This is a genomic window from Neisseria sp. HMSC078C12, from assembly GCF_001838065.1.
GTDB lineage: Bacteria > Pseudomonadota > Gammaproteobacteria > Burkholderiales > Neisseriaceae > Neisseria.
The window spans coordinates 24,038-46,252 of sequence record NZ_KV835608.1; the positions used below are offsets into that span (position 1 = coordinate 24,038).

Genomic DNA, 22,215 nt, shown 5'->3' on the forward strand with positions numbered 1-22,215 from the left:
AGGCCGTCTGAAAGTTTCAGACGGCCTTTTTACATTATCTATGCTGTTTTAAGCCTGTTCTTGCAATACGGCGGCGATCAATTCTTCCGCACCGTCATCTGCCAGTTTCTTGGCGACAGCGCGACCCAAGGCATCGGCGTATTCGGCAGGTGCTTGCGCGTCCGCCTGCAAAATGACCGAGCCGTCAGGATGGCCGACCAAGCCGCGCAAAGTCAGCAAACCGTTTTCTTCAGTGCAATATGCGGCCAGCGGCACTTGGCAGCTTCCGCCCAAAGCGCGCGCCAATGCGCGTTCGGCCGTCACGCAGGCATGTGTGGTATCGTGGTTTAACGGCTTCAAGACTTCGTACAAATCTTCGCGATGCGCTGCAATTTCGATACCCAATGCACCTTGTCCGGCGGCAGGCAGGCTGTCGGATTCCGACAAAATCATGCGGATGCGTTCGTCCAATTCCAGACGCTGCAAACCGGCGGCGGCCAAAATAATCGCGTCGTATTCGCCGTTATCGAGTTTGGACAAACGGGTTTGCACATTGCCGCGCAAAGGTTTGATAACCAAATGCGGATAGCGCGCACGCAACTGGGCTTCGCGGCGCAGGCTGGATGTACCGACGACGGCGCCTTTGGGCATTTCTTCCAAACGCGCGTATTGGTTGGACACAAACGCGTCAAACGGATTGGCGCGTTCGCCGATGGCTGCAAGCGCGAAACCTTCAGGCAAATCCATCGGCACATCTTTAATCGAATGCACGGCCAAATCGGCTCGACCGTCATACAAAGCCTGTTCCAACTCTTTGACAAACAAGCCTTTCCCGCCGACTTTTGATAAAGTTCTGTCCAAAATCTGGTCGCCGCGCGTGGTCATGCCCAAAATCTCGACCTCGCAATCGGGATACAGGGCTTTCAGACGGCCTTGGATGTGTTTTGCCTGCCACATGGCAAGCAGGCTTTCGCGACTGGCGATAACGAGTTTTTTCGGGTTCATAATGGTTGCCTGAAAGATGGAAAACGGCATGAAGTCTATCATATTTTGGGCGGTTTTTCAGACGGCATGGGGGTGAATATGTTATATTTACACCTAAAAACCAAATTTTCCGGACAACATGAAACGCGCCAAAAAATATCCTTTTTTATCCTTACAGCGGCAACGTTTTCATCTGAACTTTGAAAACGCCTCTTCCGCCGCCGACCTTCCGAGCGAACGTGATTTTTACCGCTGGGCATGGTCTGCTTTGAAAAACGAATACCGCCGCGCTGACATCAGCCTGATTCTTTTGGACGAAGAAGAAGCCCGCGCCTACAACCGCGACTACCGCGGCAAAGATTACGCCACCAATGTATTGAGTTTTGCGCTCAACGAAGGCGAAATCCTGCCCGACCAGTTTTCAGACGGCCTGTATGGCGATTTGGTGATTTGTCCGCAAGTGGTTTTGAAAGAAGCCGCCGAACAAGGCAAAACACCCGAGCAGCATTTTGCCCACCTGACCATACACGGCACTTTACACCTGATGGGCTACGACCACATCGAAGACGATGAAGCCGAAATAATGGAAGCCGAAGAAATCCGCCTGATGCTGACGGCAGGTTTCCCCAACCCCTACCAAGAGGACGAATATTAAAATGGACGGTACGCAGTCGAAACCCAAGTTTTTCGAACGCCTGATCTCCCGACTTGCCGGCGAACCCGACTCCGCCGAAGACGTATTGACCCTGTTGCGCCAAGCGCACGAACAGGAAGTTTTTGATGCCGACACACTGACCCGGCTGGAAAAAGTATTGGACTTTGCCGAGCTGGAAGTGCGCGATGCCATGATTACGCGCAGCCGCATGAACGTATTGAAAGAGAACGACAGCATCGAGCGCATCACAGCCTACATCATCGAAACCGCCCATTCGCGTTTCCCCGTCATCGGCGAAGACAAAGACGAAGTTTTGGGCATTTTGCACGCCAAAGACCTGCTCAAATATATGTTCAACCCCGAGCAGTTCCACCTGAAATCCGTCTTACGCCCTGCCGTTTTCGTTCCCGAAGGCAAATCACTGGCCTCCCTGTTAAAAGAGTTCCGCGAACAACGCAACCACATGGCGATTGTCATCGACGAATACGGCGGCACATCCGGCCTAGTAACCTTTGAAGACATCATCGAGCAAATCGTTGGCGACATCGAAGACGAGTTTGACGAAGACGACAGCGCCGACAATATCCACGCCGTTTCTTCCGAACGCTGGCGCATCCACGCCGCAACCGAAATCGAAGACATCAACGCCTTTTTCGGCACGGAATACAGCAGCGAAGAAGCCGACACCATCGGCGGCCTGGTCATTCAAGAATTGGGGCACCTGCCCGTACGCGGCGAAAAAGTTATCATCGGCAACCTGCAATTTACCGTCGCACGCGCCGACAACCGCCGTCTGCACACCCTGATGGCCACACGAATTAAAGAAAACACGGATAAACCATGATTATTCTGGATCACGTCTCCAAACACTATCAAACACGCGACAACAAAGGCTTTGTCGCTGTCGAGCCGACCAGCCTCGAAATCAAACAGGGGGAAATCTTCGGCCTGATGGGCTATTCCGGCGCAGGCAAATCCACCCTGCTGCGCCTGATTAACTTATTGGAACGTCCGGATACAGGTACCGTCAGCGTATGCGGCCAAGAGCTGACCGCGCTCAACGCCACGCAACTGCGCCACGCCCGACAAAACATCGGCATGGTATTCCAACAGTTCAACCTATTGAGCAACCGCACCGTTGCCGAAAACGTCGCCTTTCCTTTAGAAATTGCCAAATGGCCGTCTAAAAAAATCCAAGCGCGTGTTAAAGAATGTTTGGAAATCGTTGATTTGCAAGACCGTGCCAACCATTACCCGTCCCAACTTTCCGGCGGTCAAAAACAACGTGTCGGCATCGCCCGAGCGCTGGCGCCGCAACCTCAAGTCATCCTTGCCGACGAACCCACTTCCGCCCTCGATCCCGCCACTACGCGCAGTGTTTTGAAGTGTTTGGAGGACATCAACCGACGTTTCAACGTAACCATCGTCATCGTTACCCACGAAATGAGCGTTATCCGCCGTCTGTGCGACCGTGCCGCCCTCTTGGACAAAGGCCGTCTGTTGGAAATCGTTGAAGTACACGGCAACCAAATCCATGCCCAATCCGAAATCGGGCAAGAGCTGATTCGAGAGGACTAATATGGCAGATTTAACATTTGAAAGTGCTGTTGCGACCATCGTCAGCATGAAGGGCGAAATTATCCAAGCCTTGGGCGAAACCTTTATTATGGTCGGCCTATCGACTACTTTCGCCGTTATCTTCGGTACGGTTTTGGGCGTATTGCTGTTTGTGACGTCAACTCATCAGTTGCACTACAACAAACAGCTGAATTTATTTTTGGACAACCTGGTTAACCTGATGCGTGCGTTTCCTTTCGTCATCCTGATGATTGCCATGATTCCTGTTACACGCGCCATAATCGGCACGACCATCGGCCCGGTTGCCGCCTCATTGGTATTGAGCGTATCCGGCTTGTTCTACTTCGCCCGTCTGGTCGAGCAAAACCTGCGCGAAGTGCCCAGAGGCGTGATTGAAGCGGCCTCCGCAATGGGCGCTTCCCCCATGAGTATCATCTGCAAAGTGCTTTTAAATGAAGCGCGCGCAGGTATGGTTTCCAGCATTACCGTACTGGCTATCGGCCTTCTGTCGTACAGCGCGGCGGCGGGTATGATTGGCGGTGGTGGCTTGGGCGACCTTGCCATCCGTTACGGCTACTACCGCTATCAAATGGAAGTCATCATCTTCATCGTCGCCATCCTGGTTTTACTCGTTATCCTGATTCAAGGCATCGGCAACAGATTGGCACGCAAACTGGACAAACGTTAAACAAACCAGGCCGTCTGAAATAGACTTACTATTTTTCAGACGGCCTGTTCTCTATTTAGGACATATATTCCCATTAAGTTTACAAAAAACATCCTCATCTTTCCAAAATAGATTTACAATCCCTCTTTTTTTAACAGCGGCAGCTTGAGGCCGTCTGAAACCGTTTTATCATCCATCTGGAGCAAAATTATGCGAATCAACCCATTCTTCAAAACCCTTTCTGCCGCTGCGCTGGCCATCATATTGGCTGCCTGCGGCGGTCAAAAAGACAGCGCACCTGCTGCTTCTGCCGCTTCTTCTGCCGACAACGGCGCAGAGAAAAAAGAAATCGTCTTCGGTACAACCGTCGGCGACTTCGGCGATATGGTAAAAGACCAAATCCAACCGGCTTTGGAGAAAAAAGGCTATAAAGTCAAACTGATCGAGTTTACCGACTATGTGCGCCCCAACCTTGCTTTGGCTGAAGGCGAATTGGACATCAACATCTTCCAACACAAACCTTATCTGGACGACTTCAAAAAAGAACACAAACTGGACATCACCGAAGCCTTCCAAGTACCGACTGCTCCTTTGGGCCTCTATCCTGGCAAACTGAAATCTTTGGACGAATTGAAAGATGGCGTCAGCGTTTCTGCACCTAACGACCCGTCCAACTTTGCCCGTGCATTGGTTATGTTGAACGAATTGGGCTGGATTAAACTGAAAGCCGACGTTGATCCGCTGACCGCATCTAAAGCAGATATTGCCGAAAACCCTAAAAATATCCAAATCGTAGAACTTGAAGCCGCCCAACTGCCGCGCAGCCGTGCCGACGTTGACTTTGCCATCGTTAACGGCAACTACGCCATGAGCAGCGGCATGAAACTGACCGAAGCGCTGTTCCAAGAGCCGAGCTTCGCCTACGTTAACTGGTCTGCCGTCCGTACTGCCGACAAAGACAGCCAATGGCTGAAAGATGTAACCGAAGCCTACAACTCTGACGAGTTCAAAGCCTACTCACAAAAACGCTTTGCCGGTTACAAATACCCTGCGGCATGGGGTGAAAACGCAGCAGCAGGTGCTCAAGCCGAAGCCGCCTCTACTGCTTCTGCAACCAAATAAATCGCTCTTTGAAAAAAGGCCGTCTGAACGTTCAGACGGCCTTTTTCTATCATCACTCACAAAGACAAAATTATTTTTACTGATAACAATCACTTACATAATTTCTTATATCAAACCGAATTAACTGTTGTAAAAATATTCAATAAAAATCCATGTTTTTATTCAATATAATCAATCACTAAATGAATTATTCTACTTTTTTATAATATTCACTGGTAATGTTCCGCTTATCCTGATATTATACCGTTTATCTAAATACATCCGGTTATCTACTTTTTAGACCGCTCATCTTAATTGCTTTAAACCACTTTGTCGGATTTTCCCATAATGTTGTGTTTCTCCGTTTCGAAGGGGTTTGAGCGGTCGAAATACCGTATTGCTTAGATGTTAAAGCTTCGTGCTTTGAAATGAGTGAATTTTTGTTTTAAGTGTCGTAATCTCTTGCTAATTACTCCCAGCTGCAAGAGTTTCAGGGTTGTCTATTTGGACAACCCTTCTTTTTTTATACTCCATTATTTCAATAACTTAAGATTTTATTATTCATATTCAAACCAACTGGCGAAACCATTCTTTTTCCCACCTCAAATTTTCTTCAATTCATTATTCGGCATCACCAGCCAAACCTGTGCATTTTTGACTTGGGCGGCTGCTCGGATGGCCGCTTCATCCATAATGGAAAATGCAGTCGAAAAAGCATCGGCAACTGCCGCACTTTCTGCCATAACGCTCATGCTTTTATAGCGCGGCTGGCTTCCGCCTGTGCGTGGGTCAAACAGATGGGTAAATTTGCCTGCCTCGTCCATTACCGTGCCATAGCCGCCCGATGTGGCAAACGCTTGATTTTTCATGGCAATAGTAGTCAGGATTTGGTCTTCTTGGTCAGGATTGCGGATGCTGACATTCCACTCGCGCTGGTTGGCATTATCAAAGCCGTAAATCTCCCCCATATCAATCAATGCCTGAGAAACGCCTTGCTGCTTCAACAATTCGGCTACTTTGTCGGTGATATAGCCTTGGGCAATGCCGTTAAGCGACAAGCCCATGCCTTTTTGGGCAAAACGGATTTCTTTGGTATCAAAGTTGACTTTATTGAAGTCCACCAATTTAAGCGTATCTTTGATGCTGCGTTCGGACGGCGGCGTTTCGGTTTTCGGATTTCGCCTGAAATGGTCGGCATACAGATTCCACAAAGGCTGAATGCTGGGATCAAATGCACCTTGCGTCAGCTGATGAATATCCCGGCTGATACTGAGCAGCTGCAAAAAATCAGATGGCGGATTTTTCAGACGGCCTTCTCGGTTTAAGCGGCTGATCAGGCTGTCGTCCCGATACAGGCTGAAGATTTTTTCCAATCGTGAAACTTCCGCCAATACTTTGTTGATCAGTATCTCCGCCTGCCTGCGCCCAACGCCGAACAAACGCAATTCCGCACCCGAGCCTAATGCAATCCCTTTCCAGATAACAGGCTGCTCTTCTTGATTCGGGCCGGCTGAATGAGTCGGCCGATTGGTTTTTCGGCTGATGGCAAAGGGAATGCCGGCACCGGCGGCAAGTGTGGCGGCGATGGCAATGAAGCGGCGGCGCGTTAAAGGAGTGGACATGGCGTATTCCTTGGATTTTTTATTTTTACATTGAAAGCCTGCATCATTAAATATCAATCGGCACGCCTTCAACACAAAGGCCGTCTGAAATGGTTTCAGACGGCCTTTATTGATTGTTTTATTTGAAAATATATTCGTCGGGCATTTCGGCAAAACCGACTACTCTGCCGCCTTTTTCTTTGGCGAATTTTTCAGCTTGTGCCTTGTCGGCAAAAGGAAGCGCATCTTCCGCACCCATGCCGCCGATAAAGCTGCTTTCGATAACGTAATAGGCCTTTTTCGCATCTATCCATTCGGTGTCGGCATTGGGTTTTTCCCAATCTTTGACTTTACCCATATCGGTAACATAGATGACATGAATGCCTTTCGGCTCTTCAGGCAGCTTGGTGTAGCCGAACATCTGCTTGATGGTGGAAAACCAAACTGGTTTTTCAGGTTTGCCGTTCAAGAAGATTTGCGCTTTAGGGCCGTTGTGTTCAGTTAAATTCATGCTGCAGTAATGACCCACTGCACTATCGCTGATTTGTTGGGGCGCAGGCGGAGGGCTGTTGTCCTGCTTGCTGCAGGCTGCCAATGCGATGAGTGTGAAGGTAGTCAATAATATTTTTCTCATATTTGTCGCTTTCCGAAAATCCAGGCGGCTAAAATCAAAGGAATGATAACCCATAATACCTGAGCCGTCAGCAAAACAGGCATACTCAGACTGATTTGTTCGCTCAAACCCGCCATGCCGGCATACATGGCTGTATTTTCGTAACCCGTCAGGTTCAGCAGACGATAAATGTCTGCGGGGTTGAACAAAAGAACGGTTTCTACCACAGGCGCGGTAATGACTTGTTCGGTATCGGCAACCAAAACACCCAAAAGCGCCATATCGAAAATAACGACAAAAAACAGCCATACGCCGATGGCAATACCGGCGGCGGTACCGCGTTCTTTAACTTTTGCGCTGATCAAATAGCCCATGGACAAAAAGGCTGCGCCAAGAATCACGCTGGCAGCAATCAAGAGGGCGAAAGGCTGCCATGCGGCAATATCAAAACCGCCGTTGGCAAGCTGAAGGGTAATACCTGCCAATCCGTAGCCTGCCGTGGTAGCAAGGGCAAGGATGATGAGGTGACCGATAAATTTACCGGCAAGGATTTGGTTGCGCGAGATGGGGTAACTGAGCAGCAACGCCATTGTACCGCGCTCGATTTCGCCGATCAGTGCATCATAAGAGAGCAACATCGCAATCAGCGGAATCAGGAAAATAGACAGGCTGGACAGGCTGACTACGGTTACCGTCAAGGGATCAACCTTGACCGAACCGGTAGGCGAGCTGCCGAGAAAGCCTAATGACAGTGCCAATGCGGCAAGCAAAAGTGCGGCAGCAAGAACCCAACGATTGCGCAGGCTGTCGCGGACTTCTTTGCCGGTAATAATCCAAACGGGGTTCATACGTCTTCCCTCTTCAAGAATTGCGCGTACATATCGTCAAGTGTAGGCGTGTGGATATCGATGTAGGCAAGACTGCCCAAATCACCCAATTCGCTCAAAAGAGCCATGCGCTCTTCTGCTTTACATTGCGCTTGGTATGACAGGCCGTCTGAAAGCGGATGCCAACGCTCGCTCAACGGGCGCGCTTCTTTCAAGCGGACGTTGACGGTCAGCGGCAGGCCGCTTTGAACATGCAACTCATCCATGCTGCCGTCGGCAACTTTCACGCCGTTTTTCATGACGATGATGCGGTCGGCGTGGCCGTCAAGCTCGGCCAGTGCGTGGGTGCTGAGCAATACGGTTGCGCCGCGTCCATTGAGTTCGCGCACAACTTCGTAAAACATTTGACGCGAAGCCGGATCAAGGCCGGTAGTCGGCTCGTCAAACAGTAAGACTTTAGGTTCGCCCAACAAGGCTTGTGCCAAAGCGAGGCGTTGACGCATCCCTTTGGAGTAAGTGCCGACACGGCGGCGTGCGGCCTGGGAAATACCGACACGCTCGAGCAATTCGCGGTTTTTACTCAAGGGCTGTTTTTTAAGTTTGGCATAGAAATCCATGGTTTCGATACCGGTCAATGAGGGGTGCAATGCAACCGTTTCAGGCAGGTAACCGATTTGGCTGCGACGCTGCGCCCCTGCTTTACTGCCGGTCGGTTCTCCCAAAAGCATCACTTCGCCCTCGGTCGGCGTAATCAGGCCGAGTATCAGCTTCATAATGGTGGACTTGCCTGCACCGTTGTGTCCCGCCATGCCGACGCTCTCGCCAGCCTTGAGAACCAGATCGACTTGGTTGACGGCCTTTTGGCTGCCAAACTGCTTGGTCACGTTTCTCAATTCAACGTGGTTGGTACTGCTCATGGATATTCCTCTAGTGAATGTTTCAGACGGCCTTTGATATTGGGCCGTCTGAAAGGTTACATATTGGCATTTCCGCCTGTCAGCGCACCGTTTTCGGCATTACCCCATTCGGATTGGTGCGTTTTTGCTTCATGCAGCAATTCGTCCTTCATGGCTTCATATTTGGTTGTCGTTTTATTGCGGACGGGGTTCATCAAAGGCTTACTGTCAATTACACCGCCGGGCAGGATGGCGGGAAATTGCGATTGCGCCCATTTGACAATGCTGATGGCAGGGCTGTTCATCAATAACCGGGCGACGGGTGCGCGCCAGATGATTTGGTCGATAATCCCGTTGGGACGGTAGGCACTGTCGCCGAAGCCGTCGCCGTTAAGGTCAAAGGCGCTGTTATCGCTCCAATAGTTGCCGCGACCACCCTCGCCCCAATCGAGGAAGCGGGTGCTGACATATTTAACCTGGCTTTCGTTGTTAATAAATGAATTTTCGTACAGGGTTGTGCCTTCGATGGCTGCGGTGAAGTGGATACCGATTTGGCAGTTCTCGAAATGATTGGCAAAGATTTTATCGTAGTTGGCATTGTAGGCAAACACGCATTTGCCTGCCTTGTTGATCACATTATCGTGAATTTCAGAATAATTGACGTAGTTGAGCATAATGCCTTGGTCGCGACTGCCAACGGCAATGTTGCCATACACTTTCAGGCGTTCGGAAAACATCAGCACATAACCCATATTGTTGCCGACGGAGATATTATTGCTGACTTCGCTGTCATTGGTGTACATATAATGGACGGCAAAGCGTAAGTCGCTAAAACGGTTGCCTTTGTAGGTATTATGGGTACTGGTATTTGAAAAAATACCGTCACGGCCTTTGGAAATATCGTTATCGACCACTTGCGCACCGGGCGCATTCCAGACAGTCACGCCGTTGCCGCGTTCGTTAACGCGCAGGGTTGCATCGCCGATGATTTTATTTTCCCGCACCATGGATTCTGCCGCACCGTGAATATACACGCCGACAGAATTGTCGATGATGTTGTTATGCTCCACCAGCGCGCGCGTTGCCGTCTCTTCTAAATAGATACCGGCATCCATTGCCGGCAAACTCATGCCGGAATGGGAAACGGTCAGATTGCGCAAAGTTACATCAGGCGCATGAACGGCAACCGTCCTCCCGCTCCGGTCGCCGACGATCTTGGCGGAACGGTCGGCAGGGCCTTCGATGGTAATGGGTTTGTCGATATAGAGTTTGGTTTTGTATGTACCGGAGGCAAGCTTGAGCGTATCGCCGGCTTGGGCGCGCGCCAAAGCATCATTGAGATTGTCTTGTGCGGATACGTTGATGACTGCGGCAAAGGCCGTCTGAACCATGCTGCCAAGCAGCAATACGAGTGCGGCACGTTGCCATTTGGAACGATGGATTTGTGTGTGCGTCATAATCATATCTCTGTTTCAGACGGCCTGCTTGCCGCATGATAAACCGATGCGGAAACAGGTATTTTGGTGTTATAGCAAAGCTGTCTGATGATGGCTTTCATTTTGTGGCCATATCGGCCGACAAACAACTTTGCTATAAAGGCCGTCTGAAAGAATGTTTTTTCAGACGGCCTGAAGAATTAAATCATCAAACCGAAATTATTTTGGTTTAACAATCATTTGGCCAGACATTTCCATGTGCAATGCGTGGCAGAACCATTGGCAGTAGTACCAGTGTACACCTGGACGGACAGCTTTGAAGGTTACAGAAGATGTAGCTTGCGGGCCAATCTCCATAGCAATGCCATAGCCTTCCAAAGTAAAGCCGTGAGTCAAGTCTTCAATGGTCTCAACGTTGGTTACATATACGGTAACTTCGTCGCCTTGGTTCACTTCAAATTGAGGAACGCTGTAAGCAGGCGCAACGGCAGTCATGTACACGCGTACTTTGTTACCTTCGCGTACGACTTTGGCAGCTTTTTCCAGCTCAACACCGTCTTTTTGAGCTTGTTCCAAAGCTTCTTGCCAGAACCATGGATCTTTGCGGTCCCAAGTTTTGCTTGGGTTCACTTTAGACGCAGCAACCAAGCACAAGTCATGTGGTTCGGCAAAAGTCGGATTGTCATGCACCAGACGCATTTCGTCGCCGGAGATGTCGATCAATTGGTCACACTCAGGTTTCAAAGGACCGGCATTCAAGAAGCGGTCTTTAGAGAACTTGTTCAAAGATACCAACCATTTACCGTCGGCTTCTTTGGTTTCGCCCATGGTAGTATGGTTGTGGCCAGGTTGATAGTGAACGTCGAGTTTTTGTTTGATCGGATCGATTTTCTCGCCTTTATAGGCTTTAATCGCGTCGTCGATGTTCCATTTCACCATTTGGCTGTCGATAAACAATGTAGTATAGGCATTGCCGCGACCGTCAAATGCAGTGTGTAATGGGCCAAGACCCAGTTGAGGCTCAGCTACGACAACATCGCGCTCTTTGATTTTACCTGCAAACAAGTCATCCAGTTTGCTGACATCCAATACGGTAACGGTTGGAGACAGTTTACCGTTGAGCATGATGTATTTACCGTCAGGGCTTGCATTACAGCCGTGAGGAGAGTTAGGAACCGGGATGTAACGAGTGTATGGAGAGTTGGCTTCCGCACGACCGTCCAACATTTTCACGCCGTTAACTTCTTTGAAGTCGCCTTTTTTGATGCCTTCTTCGATGGCAGCCAGGTTAAATACCACACACCAGTCTTGTTCGTTAGAAGATGCACCTTGTACAGTCAGAGCGCGCTCAGAGTTATAGCAGGTAGAGAAAGAGTATTTACCTTGGTAGTCGGCATCGCCATTATCCAAGTTACCGTCTACCAATACTTGCCATGCGATGTCCATGGTTTCGCCGTCAACTGCAGTATAAACGGCATTCCAAGTTTTAGGATCATCCCATTTGCCTACGCCGTCAACAGGAACGATATGCTCGCCGTTGGCAAAGACGTAGCCGGTTTTCGGATAGCGTTGAGGACGCAGACCGTGAACACCTGAAACGTTTGGAATTTCAACGATTTTATCGGTTTTCATCACATCCAAGCGGATACGGCAAACACGGTTGTTTGCTTTATCGTTGGCATATGCATAGCGGCCGTCGTAAGTTTGATCGGTAAAAGACAAGTGCGGGTGGTGCAAGTCGCCGTTAGGGTAGCAGCGCAGACCGCTGTCTTGCAGGAATTTACGGGTTTCCGGCGTAATTTTTTCATTCAAAATACGCAGGCTCTCGTTGGTACGACCCCAACCGGTAGCGCTGTCCATATTGAATACAGGGATACGCATCAACTCACGCATAGAAGGTACGCCGATCAAGCGCATTTCACCTGATTGACCGCCTGACAAGAAACCGTAGTATTGGTCAAGCTCACCTGGACCGACTTCGGAAGTTTGTTTGCCCGGCTCGGCAGAATGAGCAGCGGCTTTCTCGGCAGGTGCAGCACCTGAAGCAGCAGCTTTATCACCCTCGCCGTTAGAGCAACCGGCCAAGCCCAACAAACCGGCACCGGCAATACCTGCACCGGAAGCAGCGGCAGTACCTAAGAATGAACGACGGCTTAAGCCGTTTTGTTCTAATTTTTCGTCTGACATACGACACTCCTTGGATAAAATCCGGCGGCCGATTTTTCAGACGGCCTGCCGATGAAAAACTTTCTAAGTCGGGCTGCCGATACAGCCCTCTTTTTTTATTGATAAATTACTACTTGTCGACACTGATTGCCGATTCTTTTTTAACAAACTGGACGACTTGTTCTTGGGCATTTTGCGTTGCTGCTGCATCATGCTGTTCAGCTTTTGCCGCCGCTTGTTTTTGTTTTTTCTTATTCGTTGCCACTACTTGAGGACAACGCGTATCGTGATGATACATTACCTGACAATGCAGACATTGGATACATTCGTTCGGATGAATGTCGCCTTCTGGTGCGATTGCCTGTACTGGACATTCGTGTGTACAAATCTGGCATGGATTACCGCACATTTTATAACGGCGTAGCCAATCAAACACACGGAAGCGGCCCGGCAATGCGATACCTGCACCCAAAGGACACAGATAACGGCAGAAGAAACGTTCGATAAACAAGCCTGCAATCAGCAAAGCTGCAGCGAACAGAACGAACCACCATTCACGCATGAATTTCAAAATAATTGCAGTTTTGAAAGGCTCAATTTCAGCAAATTTTTCAGCCGTACCCAAATCGTACAGGGAAATTGCCAACAAAGCGAAGAAAATTACATATTTAATCGCACTCAGACGGGTATGCAACAAGTGTGGCACGGTAATTTGTTTCAGACCCAATTTTTTAGCGATACGGTTGGTTAACTCTTGCAATGCACCGAAAGGACACAGCCATCCACAGAATGTACCGCGGTTCCACAACAGCATGGTCGCCGCTGTAAAGAGCCACAGAATGAATACCAGCGGATCCATCAGGAAGAATTCCCAGTGGAACTCAGTCAAAATGGCTGAGAACAACGTCAAAGTATTCACTACCGATAATTGTGCCTGAGCATACCAGCCGATATAAAACAGCGTAAAGGTCAGGAAACAGAGACGGAATCGGTCATACCATTTTTCGTAACGGACAATCCAGTCTTGGAACAGGAATACCAACAGAAGAATTGTCAAAGCAATACCGACAACCACGATTTGACCTTGTTTGGCTTTCCAAACCTGTTTCCAAAGTTGGTTGGATACACCCTCCTCAGCTGTTGCATCTTCTGCAATACCTGTACTTTCTTCCGGAGCAGAGGCTGCCGCAGCCACCGGCTCAACCGGTGCGCTGATTTCAACCGGCGGTGCTTTAGGATCGTCAACGTAGTAGCCTTTTGGCAATTCATAATCCAAATCGGCAGTTACAAATGCCTTATCATTTACGCTCAATACGCGTTGAATCATCAATTGCAAACGCCATGGTTCGGCACCATCAAATTCCACACCTTCGGGGATGGTGAACCAAGAAACCTCTTTAAATGCGGGCGCACCTTCAGCGGATAAAGCAACTACACGTTCATGTTGCGCATCGGTAAAGCGGAAGCTGGTATCGCCTTGAATCATTTCAATACGGTCAAAGATACCGCCGCGGACATAACCCGAACCTTTCCAAGAATAGCGACCCTCGCCGGCCACCATCACGGCTTCTTGGCCAGGTTTCAAACGTTTTTGCAGGTTGTTCCAACCGGCTTCACCTAAAAGGCTTTTACCGATGGAAGGCTGGCTGACCAAAGCAACATACAGATCAATAAATGTATCGTTACCATCACCCTGCTCCGCATGATCTGCCACACCTGCTTTACCGCTTTTCTCAAACAGTTTATTGATTTCGTCGATAGAAATATGCAGATGACCGACGGCTTTTTGTTCCAAAAGCGCATTCCATGACAGAATATCTTGTTTGTCTTGATTGGCAACACGACGTGGACGGGTTTGAACAGCAGGTTCGGCAGACTGTTCGCCGGAAGCAGCTGCTGTACCGGCTTGAACTGCTTTATCTGTACCCAAATGATATTGATGGATTACTGCTTTAACAGAGCGCTGAATACTGTCATTGATGACCATCAGGGTTACAGTCGCACCACTAATAATATCCCCCGGTGCAACACCTGGCTGAGGCGGGTTTTTAATAAAATTTAAGCCGATATATTTGTCAATGAATTTATCGACACGGGATTGCGGGATACCGATCAGCATAATCGGTTCATGGTGTTCAACCAATTTTGCGCCGGCAATAGTGCCATCATTGGCCAAGGCAACCATCGTATCGATCGGTTTGCTCGAATAACCGCGCGTATTAACCACGTCAGTCGTGATATAAACCAAGCCAAGCTGCTCTTCGCCCTTGTATACGCGAGCAACCAAAGGTTTACCTTCAGGCTTACCGTAGCGGTCAGCACCTGGGAAAATTTCAGACGGCTGAACTTTTGCCAAGAAATCAGGCAAGCGTTCCGCGTAAGCAGGCAGGCTTACCATCATCACGAAAAATACAGCAAACAGCATAAGGATTCGTTTCCAAATGCCACTTAAACACTTTACTTCAAGGCAGGACATGGCTATTCCCGATATATCGATACTCTAAACACTGATATTATATGAATCATCCATCGGCAATAATTTGATTAAAATCAAGTTTACAAATCTTAAAACCAAATTCCATATGCTAATAATACTTTAGAACTATATTGAACAATCACATCTTTCGCAGACATGAAACATAGGAAAATCAACCCGATTCAACAAATCTTCTTATATTATTAATTTATTTATAATAATACTCAAAACAATTCCCAAAATTCTATTTGGCATATATTAAAGCAGAATACAAAGATTCGATTTTAATTTCAATAGGCCGTCTGAAAATAATCTCAAAAACTTTAGTCCCCCATTCTTTCAACACAAAATATACTTTCCGTACAAACAAAAAGAGCCTGTATAACACAGGCTCTTTTTCAGACTAATCTTAAGTCAGATTAGAATTTGTGACGCAGGCCAACAGTACCAGCAGTTTTCTCGTATTTATCACTACCTACTTTTTCTTTCAACCAACCGGCTGACAACAAGGCAGAGGTGCGTTTAGAGAAGTCGTAATCAGCACCAACGATAACTTGATCGTAAGTATGGTCAGTTTTGTTGCCATTCACAGTAGGTTTGAAACCGTGAGCGTAAGAAACACGAGGAGTTACATTACCGAAGCGGTAAGCGGCAGTGGCAGCAACTTCAGTATGTTTGTTTTTCTTACCATAGGCAGTATTGCTAGCATTGGCATAACCATTTTTAGATGCATCATGTTGAGCAGCAACAGCAACCAACAGATTGTTTGCATCATAGCCGGCAACTACGCGATGAGTTTGATGATCTTTCAAATCACCAGCAGCAGTGCCATTAGTCAAAGGAGTATTTACAACCTTACCATCAGCATCGGTTGCCAAATCATGTTTAGCAAAACCACCTGCATAGCGAGCAAAGAAACCAGAATTTTCATAATTCAAACCAGCATAGTATGCATCACCATGCACACGCTCATGCTTATATCTATCATCATGATTTGCATTGTCACGAGGTTGGTATTGTACGCTTGCACTAAAACCAGCGAATACAGGAGAGTCATAGCGTACAGATACTTTACGAGAATCTACACGTTTTAATTTACCTAATTGCAAAACATCAGAGTTAGCATCACCAGATTCCCATGGATCGATGCTATCGCTGCTGTCTTTCAGGGTAGTATTCAGGTTACCGGCACGAACTTTACCGAAGCCACCTTCCAAGCCAATGAAAGATTCACGGTTAGCAAAACCAGAGTTACCACCGGCGATAGAAGTATTTTGCTCAACTTGCCAGATAGCATTCAGGTTGTTACCCAAGTGCTCGTGGCCTTTGAAGCCGATACGAGAGCCGTAGTCAGCAATCTCAGTAGCAGTTTTAGATTTAGTAGTTTGACCTGAAACTTTCGTTTTGGTTTGAGAAACTTCTACACCAGCTTTGATTTGACCGTACAGAGTCACATCAGCCATAGCTGCAACAGGCAGAGCTGCCAAAGTCAGAGCAATCAGAGATTTTTTCATTGCTGTATTCCTTTTCTATTGTGAAGAAATAACTTAAGCAGACCGGACAATCCGCTTAGGCTTACATTATCGCTGGAATCAGCGATTCCATGACTGTTACTATAATTGCTCCTCTCTAAAAAAACAAACTTTATTCAAGCCACCCCCACCACCATTGCAACCCAGTAAAGGCAAACACAGCCTAAAAAAAGGAAATTTATTATTTAAAATCAATGATAAATTTCTTATAAAACCAATTGTGCATTTTTACAACACTTTATTAATTTACACATCAATCACGCTATTTTGTTGCTTTTATACCAACAATCCGTCAATTAGGCCGTCTGAAAAACATTACCCGAAACATCCATCCACTCAGGCAGAGGCAGTTTTACCACCCCAAACTCATCAGGATAATCAACGCCTGTCAAATACAGGCCGTCAGACATAAAGGTCGGAGGCGCTTTCAATCTGCTTCTTGCATGAAAGATTGACTGAAATTCATCCACACTGATCCTGCCACTTCCCACATATACCAATGCGCCCATGATATTACGCACCATATGATGCAAGAATGCATTTCCATGCAAATCAAGGCACAAATAATGAGGAGTCCCACTAATACTTGCACTATACAGCGTTTTTATAGGCGATTTTGCCTGGCACTCAGCCGCACGAAAACTGGAGAAGTCATGTTCACCCTCCAATAAAGCAGCAGCCTGCCTCATTAGATTTAAATCTAATTTCAAATGCGTCCACCCCACCCTGCCGACCAACAACGGAGAGCGAACCGGAGATGACTCCAGTAAATAACGGTAATGCCGGCCATAAGCATCAAATCGGGCATTGAAATGCGGTGCAACTTTTTGTGCAAGCAATACAGCCACACCGTCAGGCAAATGCGCATTGACTCCACGCACCCACGCCTGCTCCGGACGGCTTACAGATGTATCAAAGTGTACAACCTGAGCTGTCGCATGCACACCCGTATCCGTCCTTCCTGCAACAATCGTATTAATCCGCTCTCCTGCTATTGAAGTTAATGCCTGCTCTAAGGCCGTCTGAACAGTCGGCAGGTCTCCGGCCTGTTTTTGCCAACCATAAAAACGGCTTCCGTCATAAGAGAGGGTTAAAGCCCAACGCTGAACGGAACGTCCTGTTGTATTCGTTTGTTCGGTCATTTTTGATACTTCTTATAAATTGATATTGTTATCCACGCTCAAATAACAAATATTAAAAGGCGTGATCATCACACGCCTCTCATCATATATTTCAGACGGCCTTTATCTTCGCCCACCATATAGAACTGCCATGCAATACTGTCATATCTAAAAATGGATTCGGCCCAAATCTCATCTTTTAATTTACCATAAAAAAGATGCCGTCTGAAACGGCATCTTCATTTGATTGACACTTATGCACCAAGTTCTTTCATCAGTTTTTGGGCTTTATATAGAATATCGCCTTCAGCTTCTTCAATCAGCCCTTGCAATGTTTCTCGGGCTGCCTCAGGATCACCAATCTCGATATACATCTTAGCCAAATCATATTTAGCCTCGAGCGGAGCAGTCATACCGACTGATTCTGAAACAAAGCCTCTTTCGCTATTGCTTTTATCGGCAGCCACTGAAACATCTTCAGCCTCCCATTCCAATGCACCTTCTTCAATCACAAACTCGGAAGCAGCTTCTTCTTTCTCTGCTTCTTCTTTGGTTTCTTGAATTTGCACGTCCTGATCTTGCTTGACATCAAATGGCAGCACATGGTCGTCTGAATTTTCAGGCGTTTCTACTGTAAACTCCAGCGGCTCTTCATTTCGCTCAGGCATAACAACAGATACCGGCTGATACGGATTTTCCGGCTCAGGCTCGTACACGCTTTCTGTCGACTCGATATTGTCCCAATCCGCATGACGACGTTGCTCTGTTTCTGCATCATGCGTTACTGCACTGGAAAGAATACCTGCCTGACTATGGTCAATCTTGCCCAAGTCGAGTTTGACATCGTCAACATTGGAAGATTCTTCTACTTCATTGATAACGACATCATCTTCAAAATCATCTTCGACAAGCAAACCTTCTTGAGTTTTTTCAGACGGCGTTACTTTGCTTGCGGCAACCGCAGCGGCGGCTGAAGCAGCAACACTTTTCTGTACAGGCTTTTCTTCATCCTTACGACTTGCAGGCGCGGCTTTCGGCTCGTCTTTACGTTTACCGGCAGCTCTCAACAACAGCCAAGCAGCAATAAGGGCTGCGCCGCCTGCCAACAACCATTTCCACAAATTGCCGTCTGATTCACTCTCTGCCGGCTCTGCAGCAGAATCAGTCGTAGCAATAGGTTCCGAAGCCAATACATTCTCTTGGTTATCGGAAGCCATAACATCTTGTACATCGGAAGCAGGAGCTGCTGATGCTGCATTTTCATTGACAGCCGCAGATGCTGCTTGCTCTGTTTGCGCAGCTGAAGCTTGTTTCACTTCTTCCTGTTGCTGAAGATTTGCGCCGGCATCTTTAACCTGAGTTTCAGTCTGAGCATCAGGCGGAGTAACAGGTTTTTCTGTTTTAGCTTCTGTTGTATTGGCGGCTTCATTGCCTTTTTCCGGCGCCGTATCGGCTTTAACAGGCGCAGATATAGCCAAGCGTTGCAATTCGCTACGGCTCGGGATATTCAGCACTTTACCTGCCAACATACGGTTGGCATTGTTATCAATAAACACATCCGGATTGGCATTAACCAACGCTTGAATAGTTTGATCCAAGGTCATACCTTGCGGACGGATGCTGGACGCAATGGCAATCAGGGTTTCACCCGTACGTACCAAATGCTGTCTGCCTGAACGTACGGCCGTATCGTTTTTAGCAAAGGCCGTCTGAACTTGTTTTTTTTCAGCCTTACGTTGCGCATCTTTACGCACTTGAGCTGCCTGATTGCCTGCTGCTTTATTGTTTTTTGTTGCGGGCTGTTGAGTATTGCGCGTTGGCTCGAAGGATTGGGATTCGGCAGCCTGACGGGTGCGGACGGATGCCGCATCTTTAGCGTCGTATCCGGCCGGATCAATGATGGCAGTGTATTCACGCGATTGCGCGCCAACACCTACTTGGAAAACCAAAACAGGATCTTTGATGGCTTTAGAAGAACGAATCGTAACGACTGCCTTATCGCCTGATTTGCGTACCGCCGCGCGCAAATTGCCATTTGAAATAGTGGCCTTACCGCCATTAAGCAGAGCCTGAGCTTCCTCTCCAGTCACAGTGATACTGCCTGTAAAAGGCTCACCCAAATGAGATTGAACATTCAAGCCGCCCAAACCTGCAGAAGCACTGAGCGATGTCATTAAAGCGATAGAAGCTGTAATTAATTTAATATTGTGATGTTTTTTCAAAACTGATCCCCTGTTCGGAAATTATGGTACTAACCAATGTGCGCGCATTTAACCATATATTTACTAGATATTACGTCATGATATATTTTTAACCCATTCCTGCCAAGCAATAGAGGCTATTCAGCCTAAAATTCCTTAGCAAATCTATTACTTTTGCATGCTTGTGTTTCTTTTTTACAAATTTCGCCAACCCAAAACAAATATTTCATATAAATATATGTGGTATTGAAGTCATGGAGAAAGGTGCAAAAAAACACATCTCCCTGTATGATTAGCATTTACTCAATTAGTTTCATCATTAACATATGAAGATTTTGAGCGACTTATTCGCTGTATTCTTATTTTTCATCACATACATCATCACCAAAGACATGATTGCCGCAACAACTGTTGCGGTTATCGTCGGCATTGCCCAAGCTGCGCTGACCTTTTGGAAACACCGCAAACTGGACACCATGCAATGGGTCAGCCTGATTTTGATTGTCTTTTTTGGCGGCGCAACGATTCTGCTGAAAGACAACCGCTTTATCATGTGGAAACCGACCGTTCTGTTTTGGATCGGAGCGATCGTCATGTTGTTCAGCCACCTTGCCGGTAAAAACGGGCTAAAAGCCGTGATGGGTAAAGAAATGCAGCTTCCTGATTTTGTATGGACGCGCCTGACTTATGCATGGATTGGCTTCCTGATTTTTATGGGCGCTGCCAATCTCTTTGTCTTTACGTATTTTCCAAACCAATGGGTCAATTACAAATTGTTCGGCACATTGGGTTTCACAATCATTTTTTCTATCGCACAGGGCATGTATCTGATGCGTTTCCAGCCTAAGGAGAACCAATAATGGAATATTTCATGCTTTTGGCCACTGATGCCGAAGATGTCCACGAAGCACGCATGGCGGCACGCCCCGCGCATTTGGCACGTTTGGAAGAATTGAAAGCGCAAGGCCGTCTGCTGACTGCCGGCCCCAATCCCCTGCCAGATAATCCGGAACGCGTCTCCGGCAGCCTGATTGTGGCTCAATTTGAGTCTTTAGACGCCGCTCAAGAATGGGCCGAACAAGACCCTTACGTCGATGCCGGCGTATACGCAGAAGTATTGATCAAACCCTTTAAAGCCGTGTTCAAATGAGCAATATGCGTCAAATTATTGAGGAACGCCTGCGGACGCTTGAGCCTGAGTTCTTCGATTTTGAAGATGAAAGCCATCTGCATGCCAGCCATGCCGGTAATAAAGGCGGCGGGCATTACGCCATAGTGGTGGTCAGCAACGCATTTGAAAACATTAGCCGCCTCGAGCGGCAACGTATGATTAAGCAGCTTTTACAAGACTTGTTTTCAGACGGCCTGATTCATGCACTCAGTATCAAAGCGGCCACGCCGGACGAATACTTCCATTAAGATTACCGCCCAAACTTTGATTTCCAATCATTAATTTATTTTCAATCATTAATTTAAACGAGAAATACGATGAAAAAAACCTACTTTGCTTCAGCCTTGATGCTTGCCCTGACTACCGGCACCCTGTTTGCCCAAACTTTGGTTACCGTCAACGGTCAAGCCATCGACAGCAGCGTTATCGATGACCAAGTTGCTTCCGTACGCGCCAGCAACCCGAACGTTCAAGACACTCCTGAACTGCGTCAAATGCTGACTGAACGCCAAGTTATCAGCACTGTTGTTACCCAAGAAGCTAAAAAATTAAAACTGGATCAAAGCGCTGAATTCAAAACTGCATTGGAGCAAGCGCGTGCCGATGCCGCCAAGCAAGGTGCAGATAAAAAAGCCACATTCAAAACCGAATGGGCGGCTTTTGAAAATGATTTGTTAGGCCAAGCTTTCGCGGCACATATCGTCCGTCAATATCCTGTCCAAGAAAAAGATGTCAAAGCCGCTTACAACGACTTCAGCAACTTCTATAAAGGTACTCAGGAAGTCCAACTAGGCGAAATCGTAACCGACAGCAATAGCAATGCCCAAAAAGCCATTGCCGACTTGGACGCGAAAAAAAGCTTTGCTTCGGTATTGAACCAATATTCAATTGATGAAGCTGCCAAAAAAGCCGACGGTATCCCTAAAGCTTATGTTCCGCTCAGAGATTTGCAAGAATCAGCACCTCCGCTTTATGCAGCCGTCAAAGACCTGAAAAAAGGCGCGCACACTAGAACGCCGCTACAAAACGGTAATCTGTATGCCGTCTTCTATGTCAACGACCGCCGTAACGTTACCGTGCCTTCTTATGAAGCCTCTAAAAACGAGATTGGCAGCGACTTACAGGGAGCCCGTGTCAATGCTGCCATTCAATCATTGCTGAAAAAAGCCAGCATCAAAGTCAACAAATAATATAACGTGCCCGCCGTTTAT

Annotated in this window: 20 protein-coding genes; 9 read left to right on the forward strand and 11 right to left on the reverse strand. The window is 47.6% G+C overall.

The annotated features are described in order from the left end of the window. Nucleotides 1-48: 48 nt before the first annotated feature. The gene (gene hemC / locus HMPREF2596_RS05120; RefSeq protein WP_107810756.1) at nt 49-984 is read right to left on the reverse strand and encodes a hydroxymethylbilane synthase; all 936 of its coding nucleotides are present in this window, start codon (nt 982-984) and stop codon (nt 49-51) included. 118 nt (nt 985-1,102) lie between these two features. Here hemC and ybeY point away from each other — a divergent pair, with 118 nt between their 5' ends. From ybeY to HMPREF2596_RS05145, 5 genes are all read left to right on the forward strand, one after another. Further along, nucleotides 1,103-1,618: an rRNA maturation RNase YbeY gene (gene ybeY / locus HMPREF2596_RS05125; protein ID WP_070850056.1), complete on the forward strand. Its 516-nt coding sequence runs from the start codon at nt 1,103-1,105 to the stop codon at nt 1,616-1,618. Between the two features lies 1 nt (nt 1,619). Next, the gene (locus tag HMPREF2596_RS05130) at nt 1,620-2,462 is read left to right on the forward strand and encodes an HlyC/CorC family transporter (protein ID WP_003748594.1); all 843 of its coding nucleotides are present in this window, start codon (nt 1,620-1,622) and stop codon (nt 2,460-2,462) included. Further along, nucleotides 2,459-3,196 carry a methionine ABC transporter ATP-binding protein gene (locus tag HMPREF2596_RS05135; protein ID WP_070850058.1) on the forward strand — a complete coding sequence of 246 codons (738 nt, stop codon included), beginning with the start codon at nt 2,459-2,461 and terminating at the stop codon, nt 3,194-3,196. Before HMPREF2596_RS05130 ends, HMPREF2596_RS05135 begins: the two co-directional genes overlap by 4 nt. A 1-nt stretch (nt 3,197) precedes the next feature. After that, nucleotides 3,198-3,884, forward strand: a complete 687-nt coding sequence (locus HMPREF2596_RS05140; protein WP_070850059.1) for a methionine ABC transporter permease — start codon at nt 3,198-3,200, stop codon at nt 3,882-3,884. Nucleotides 3,885-4,073: 189 nt separating this feature from the next. Continuing rightward, nucleotides 4,074-4,985, forward strand: coding sequence for a MetQ/NlpA family ABC transporter substrate-binding protein (locus HMPREF2596_RS05145; RefSeq protein WP_070850413.1), 912 nt, complete (start codon nt 4,074-4,076; stop codon nt 4,983-4,985). 581 nt (nt 4,986-5,566) lie between these two features. On the opposite strand, the gene HMPREF2596_RS05150 is transcribed toward HMPREF2596_RS05145, so the two are convergent. The 10 genes from HMPREF2596_RS05150 to HMPREF2596_RS05195 all read right to left on the reverse strand — a co-directional run bounded on the left by HMPREF2596_RS05150 (nt 5,567) and on the right by HMPREF2596_RS05195 (nt 19,806). Beyond that, the gene (locus tag HMPREF2596_RS05150) at nt 5,567-6,586 is read right to left on the reverse strand and encodes an FAD:protein FMN transferase (RefSeq protein ID WP_070850061.1); all 1,020 of its coding nucleotides are present in this window, start codon (nt 6,584-6,586) and stop codon (nt 5,567-5,569) included. Between the two features lie 118 nt (nt 6,587-6,704). Next, nucleotides 6,705-7,199 (reverse strand): nitrous oxide reductase accessory protein NosL, encoded by a 495-nt coding sequence (locus HMPREF2596_RS05155; protein ID WP_003748604.1) that lies wholly within the window; start codon nt 7,197-7,199, stop codon nt 6,705-6,707. Beyond that, a complete protein-coding gene (locus HMPREF2596_RS05160) occupies nt 7,196-8,026 on the reverse strand; it encodes an ABC transporter permease (protein ID WP_036493197.1) in 831 nt (276 codons plus the stop codon). Before HMPREF2596_RS05160 ends, HMPREF2596_RS05155 begins: the two co-directional genes overlap by 4 nt. Next, nucleotides 8,023-8,922: an ABC transporter ATP-binding protein gene (locus tag HMPREF2596_RS05165; RefSeq protein ID WP_003748608.1), complete on the reverse strand. Its 900-nt coding sequence runs from the start codon at nt 8,920-8,922 to the stop codon at nt 8,023-8,025. The genes HMPREF2596_RS05160 and HMPREF2596_RS05165 overlap by 4 nt, the downstream gene beginning before the upstream one ends. A gap of 56 nt (nt 8,923-8,978) precedes the next feature. After that, nucleotides 8,979-10,364, reverse strand: a complete 1,386-nt coding sequence (locus HMPREF2596_RS05170) for a nitrous oxide reductase family maturation protein NosD (RefSeq protein ID WP_070850063.1) — start codon at nt 10,362-10,364, stop codon at nt 8,979-8,981. Between the two features lie 192 nt (nt 10,365-10,556). After that, nucleotides 10,557-12,524 (reverse strand): TAT-dependent nitrous-oxide reductase, encoded by a 1,968-nt coding sequence (nosZ, locus tag HMPREF2596_RS05175; RefSeq protein WP_036493194.1) that lies wholly within the window; start codon nt 12,522-12,524, stop codon nt 10,557-10,559. A gap of 109 nt (nt 12,525-12,633) precedes the next feature. Continuing rightward, nucleotides 12,634-14,928 carry a 4Fe-4S binding protein gene (locus HMPREF2596_RS05180; RefSeq protein ID WP_210401064.1) on the reverse strand — a complete coding sequence of 765 codons (2,295 nt, stop codon included), beginning with the start codon at nt 14,926-14,928 and terminating at the stop codon, nt 12,634-12,636. Between the two features lie 470 nt (nt 14,929-15,398). Further along, a complete protein-coding gene (porB, locus tag HMPREF2596_RS05185; protein ID WP_070850065.1) occupies nt 15,399-16,493 on the reverse strand; it encodes a trimeric porin PorB in 1,095 nt (364 codons plus the stop codon). Nucleotides 16,494-16,807: 314 nt separating this feature from the next. After that, a complete protein-coding gene (gene truA / locus HMPREF2596_RS05190; RefSeq protein ID WP_070850067.1) occupies nt 16,808-17,653 on the reverse strand; it encodes a tRNA pseudouridine(38-40) synthase TruA in 846 nt (281 codons plus the stop codon). Nucleotides 17,654-17,886: 233 nt separating this feature from the next. Beyond that, on the reverse strand, nt 17,887-19,806 hold the full coding sequence (locus HMPREF2596_RS05195) for a motility hub landmark protein FimV (RefSeq protein ID WP_070850070.1): 1,920 nt from the start codon (nt 19,804-19,806) through the stop codon (nt 17,887-17,889). A gap of 353 nt (nt 19,807-20,159) precedes the next feature. On the opposite strand from HMPREF2596_RS05195, the gene HMPREF2596_RS05200 reads away from it, so the two are divergent. The 4 genes from HMPREF2596_RS05200 (at nt 20,160) to HMPREF2596_RS05215 (ending at nt 22,194) form a co-directional block, all read left to right on the forward strand. Continuing rightward, nucleotides 20,160-20,693 (forward strand): septation protein A, encoded by a 534-nt coding sequence (locus HMPREF2596_RS05200; protein ID WP_070850072.1) that lies wholly within the window; start codon nt 20,160-20,162, stop codon nt 20,691-20,693. Beyond that, complete coding sequence (locus HMPREF2596_RS05205) at nt 20,693-20,983, forward strand: YciI family protein (RefSeq protein ID WP_004519663.1); 291 nt, start codon at nt 20,693-20,695, stop codon at nt 20,981-20,983. Before HMPREF2596_RS05200 ends, HMPREF2596_RS05205 begins: the two co-directional genes overlap by 1 nt. Next, nucleotides 20,980-21,252, forward strand: a complete 273-nt coding sequence (locus HMPREF2596_RS05210) for a BolA family protein (protein WP_070850074.1) — start codon at nt 20,980-20,982, stop codon at nt 21,250-21,252. The genes HMPREF2596_RS05205 and HMPREF2596_RS05210 overlap by 4 nt, the downstream gene beginning before the upstream one ends. Nucleotides 21,253-21,321: 69 nt before the next feature. Further along, nucleotides 21,322-22,194 carry a peptidyl-prolyl cis-trans isomerase gene (locus HMPREF2596_RS05215; RefSeq protein WP_070850076.1) on the forward strand — a complete coding sequence of 291 codons (873 nt, stop codon included), beginning with the start codon at nt 21,322-21,324 and terminating at the stop codon, nt 22,192-22,194. The last annotated feature ends 21 nt before the right edge of the window (nt 22,195-22,215 follow it).

Excerpts from the sequence above, each read along its gene's own strand:
- porB (WP_070850065.1), bottom strand. The coding sequence starts at position 16,493 with ATGAAAAAATCTCTGATTGCTCTGACTTTGGCAGCTCTGCCTGTTGCA.
- HMPREF2596_RS05165 (WP_003748608.1), bottom strand. The coding sequence starts at position 8,922 with ATGAGCAGTACCAACCACGTTGAATTGAGAAACGTGACCAAGCAGTTT.
- nosZ (WP_036493194.1), bottom strand. The coding sequence starts at position 12,524 with ATGTCAGACGAAAAATTAGAACAAAACGGCTTAAGCCGTCGTTCATTC.
- HMPREF2596_RS05205 (WP_004519663.1), top strand. The coding sequence starts at position 20,693 with ATGGAATATTTCATGCTTTTGGCCACTGATGCCGAAGATGTCCACGAA.
- HMPREF2596_RS05195 (WP_070850070.1), bottom strand. The coding sequence starts at position 19,806 with ATGACATCGCTCAGTGCTTCTGCAGGTTTGGGCGGCTTGAATGTTCAA.
- ybeY (WP_070850056.1), top strand. The coding sequence starts at position 1,103 with ATGAAACGCGCCAAAAAATATCCTTTTTTATCCTTACAGCGGCAACGT.
- HMPREF2596_RS05200 (WP_070850072.1), top strand. The coding sequence starts at position 20,160 with ATGAAGATTTTGAGCGACTTATTCGCTGTATTCTTATTTTTCATCACA.
- hemC (WP_107810756.1), bottom strand. The coding sequence starts at position 984 with ATGAACCCGAAAAAACTCGTTATCGCCAGTCGCGAAAGCCTGCTTGCC.
- HMPREF2596_RS05215 (WP_070850076.1), top strand. The coding sequence starts at position 21,322 with ATGAAAAAAACCTACTTTGCTTCAGCCTTGATGCTTGCCCTGACTACC.
- HMPREF2596_RS05160 (WP_036493197.1), bottom strand. The coding sequence starts at position 8,026 with ATGAACCCCGTTTGGATTATTACCGGCAAAGAAGTCCGCGACAGCCTG.
- HMPREF2596_RS05150 (WP_070850061.1), bottom strand. The coding sequence starts at position 6,586 with ATGTCCACTCCTTTAACGCGCCGCCGCTTCATTGCCATCGCCGCCACA.
- HMPREF2596_RS05140 (WP_070850059.1), top strand. The coding sequence starts at position 3,198 with ATGGCAGATTTAACATTTGAAAGTGCTGTTGCGACCATCGTCAGCATG.
- HMPREF2596_RS05180 (WP_210401064.1), bottom strand. The coding sequence starts at position 14,928 with ATGCTGTTTGCTGTATTTTTCGTGATGATGGTAAGCCTGCCTGCTTAC.
- HMPREF2596_RS05210 (WP_070850074.1), top strand. The coding sequence starts at position 20,980 with ATGAGCAATATGCGTCAAATTATTGAGGAACGCCTGCGGACGCTTGAG.
- HMPREF2596_RS05170 (WP_070850063.1), bottom strand. The coding sequence starts at position 10,364 with ATGATTATGACGCACACACAAATCCATCGTTCCAAATGGCAACGTGCC.
- truA (WP_070850067.1), bottom strand. The coding sequence starts at position 17,653 with ATGACCGAACAAACGAATACAACAGGACGTTCCGTTCAGCGTTGGGCT.
- HMPREF2596_RS05130 (WP_003748594.1), top strand. The coding sequence starts at position 1,620 with ATGGACGGTACGCAGTCGAAACCCAAGTTTTTCGAACGCCTGATCTCC.
- HMPREF2596_RS05155 (WP_003748604.1), bottom strand. The coding sequence starts at position 7,199 with ATGAGAAAAATATTATTGACTACCTTCACACTCATCGCATTGGCAGCC.
- HMPREF2596_RS05135 (WP_070850058.1), top strand. The coding sequence starts at position 2,459 with ATGATTATTCTGGATCACGTCTCCAAACACTATCAAACACGCGACAAC.
- HMPREF2596_RS05145 (WP_070850413.1), top strand. The coding sequence starts at position 4,074 with ATGCGAATCAACCCATTCTTCAAAACCCTTTCTGCCGCTGCGCTGGCC.